Genomic DNA, 2505 nt, shown 5'->3' with positions numbered 1-2505 from the left:
GTCCGGGTGGGGGTTGTAGTCTGGGGGGGGGGGGGGGGGCGGCCGCCGGGGAGGTCGCCGCCGCCGCCGACACGGCGCTCGACCGGGTGGGCCTGGCCCACCGGGGTACGGCGCTGGCCGGCACCCTCGCCCACGGCGAGAAACGCAAGCTGGAGATCGCCCTGCTGCTGGCCGGCGAACCGCGGGTGATGCTGCTGGACGAGCCGATGGCCGGGGTCAGCGCGGAGGACGTGCCGGAACTGGTCCGGGTGATCCGGTCGCTGACCGGGGACAGCGGGCGGTCGGTGCTGATGGTCGAGCACCACATGGACGTGATCCTGGAACTGGCCGACCGGATCGCCGTGATGCACCACGGCGCCCTGCTGGCCTGCGACACCCCGGAGACGGTGATGGCCAACCCGACCGTGCAAGAGGCCTACCTCGGGGAGCAGCTATGACCGTCGAGCCTGTGCTGACCGTGGAGGATCTCTCGGTCCGGATCGCGGGGCTGCACATCCTTCAGGGGGTCTCGTTCACGGTCGCCCCGACCGGGGTCACCGTGCTGCTCGGCCGCAACGGCGTGGGCAAGACCACCACCCTGCGCGCCGTCGTCGGGCTGACGCCCCGCAACGGCGAGGCGCAGGGCACGGTCCGGATGGGCGGGCAGACCCTGCTCGCCCAACCAACCCATCGCCTGGTCCGCGGCGGGCTCGGCTACGTGCCGGAGGACCGGTGCGTCTTCGCCGGGCTCACCGTCGCGGAGAACCTGCGGCTGGCCGAGCGGCGCGGCAGCACCCCGGCGTACGACCGGGTGTTCGCGCTCTTCCCCGAGCTGGACCGGCGCGCCCGGCAACGGGCCGGGTCGCTGTCGGGCGGGCAGCAGCAGATGCTCGCCATCGGCCGGGTGCTGCTCAACGACAACCGGCTGCTGCTGGTCGACGAGCCGACCAAGGGGTTGGCGCCGAAGGTGGTGACCGAGGTGGCCGAGGTGCTGGAGCGGGTGGCCGAATCCGTACCGGTGCTGCTGGTCGAGCAGAACCTGGCCGTGGTCCGGCGGCTGGCCCGCGACGCGGTGGTGCTGGCCGCCGGCAAGGTCGCCTGGACCGGTGATGCCCAGGAACTGCTGCGGGAGACCGCGCTGACCAGGTCGCTGCTCGGCGTCGGCTCGGCGGAGGTGCACCACTGATGGACGCGATCATCCTGTTGACGCTGACCGGGCTCGGTCTGGCCGCCCTGTACTTCCTGGTGGCCTCCGGCCTGTCGCTGGTCTTCGGCTTGGCCGACGTGCTCAACTTCGCGCACGGGCTGTTCCTCGGCGTCGGCGCGTACGCCACCTGGTGGGCGGCCGGGAACCTGCCCGGCGCCGGGCCCGACGGCCTCGGGTTCGTGGTGGCGGTCGCCTTCGGAGTGGCCGCCGGCACGCTGATGGCGGTGCTGGTCGAGCTGGTGCTGATCCGGCCGCTCTACTCCCGCACCATCGAGCAGGTGCTGGTCACCGTGGGTCTCTCGCTGGCCGGCGTGGCGCTGTTGCAGGCCACCTGGGGCGCGGACGCCCGGCCGTTCCCCCGTCCGGAGTGGACCCGGCAGGTGACCTCGATCCTCGGCGCGCAGGTGCCCAACGGCGGCCTGTTGCTGATCGTCGCGGCGGCGCTGGTGCTCGGCGCGATCCTGGCCTTCCTCCGCTGGACCCGGTACGGCCTGATCATCCGGGCCGGGGTGGAGAACCGGGAGATGGTCACCGCGCTCGGCATCGACGTACGCAAGGCGTTCACCCTGGTCTTCGCCATCGGCGGGGCGGCGGCGGCGCTGGCCGGCGCGCTGGGCAGCGTCTACTTCGGCACCGTCTCACCCCAGCAGGGCGGGTCGCTGCTGATCTTCGCGTTCATCGTGGTGGTCATCGGCGGCATGGGCTCGGTGGTCGGGTCCGCGTACGCGGCGGTCGCGGTCGGGCTGCTGCAACAGTTCGTGAACTACTACGGCACCTCCGGGCTGGGCGACATCTGCGTGGTCGCGCTGCTGGCCGTGGTGCTGCTGCTGCGCCCGCAGGGCATCGCCGGAAAGGTGGCAACGGCATGACCGAGGTCAAGTCCCCCGAGGTTCCGGCACCCCCGGCGGGGACGCCGTCGGAGCCGACCGCCGAGCCGACCCCGTGGACCCGGATCCGCCCGTTCCTGCCGCTGGTCGTGCTGGCTGTGGCGCTGATCCTGCCGTACTCGACGCTGCACCTGCCGGGCATCCTCGAGGGCGCGCTGAACTCGCCGGGCACCCTGCAACTGCTCGCCGTCTGCCTGGTCTTCGGTGGCCTGGCGGCCGGGTACGACCTGTTGTTCGGGCGGACCGGGATGCTCTCCTTCGGGCACGCCCTGTATTTCGCCGCCGGGGTGTACGGCACCGACATCCTGATCACCCGGGCCGGGCTGCCGCTGTGGCAGGCCGCGCCGCTGGCGATCATCGGCGGGACGATCCTCGCCGGCCTGATCGGCGCGGTGGCGCTGCGTACGGTGGGGATCGCCTTCGCCATGGTGA

3 protein-coding genes and 1 pseudogene are annotated in these 2505 nt (G+C 72.6%); all 4 read left to right on the top strand.

Annotation, left to right across the window (positions count from 1 at the left end):
• The coding region (locus AB0M52_RS33155; RefSeq protein WP_363961798.1) for an ATP-binding cassette domain-containing protein at positions 1 to 437 on the top strand (437 nt) is incomplete at its 5' end.
• Positions 434 to 1165: an ABC transporter ATP-binding protein gene (locus AB0M52_RS33150; protein WP_363961797.1), complete on the top strand. Its 732-nt coding sequence runs from the start codon at positions 434 to 436 to the stop codon at positions 1163 to 1165. The genes AB0M52_RS33155 and AB0M52_RS33150, both read left to right, overlap by 4 nt.
• A complete protein-coding gene (locus AB0M52_RS33145) occupies positions 1165 to 2055 on the top strand; it encodes a branched-chain amino acid ABC transporter permease (RefSeq protein WP_363961796.1) in 891 nt (296 codons plus the stop codon). The genes AB0M52_RS33150 and AB0M52_RS33145 overlap by 1 nt, the downstream gene beginning before the upstream one ends.
• A pseudogene (locus AB0M52_RS33140) lies at positions 2052 to 2505 on the top strand (branched-chain amino acid ABC transporter permease); the annotation flags it as partial. The gene AB0M52_RS33145 and the pseudogene AB0M52_RS33140, both read left to right, overlap by 4 nt.

This window comes from Micromonospora sp. NPDC051296 (assembly GCF_040682255.1).
In the GTDB taxonomy this organism is placed as follows: domain Bacteria; phylum Actinomycetota; class Actinomycetes; order Mycobacteriales; family Micromonosporaceae; genus Micromonospora; species Micromonospora craterilacus.
This window is presented reverse-complemented; position numbering and strand designations above follow the sequence as displayed.

Bases quoted from the DNA above. Each gene is read 5' to 3' on its own strand.
- AB0M52_RS33145 (WP_363961796.1), top strand. From the start codon at position 1,165: ATGGACGCGATCATCCTGTTGACGCTGACCGGGCTCGGTCTGGCCGCC.
- AB0M52_RS33150 (WP_363961797.1), top strand. From the start codon at position 434: ATGACCGTCGAGCCTGTGCTGACCGTGGAGGATCTCTCGGTCCGGATC.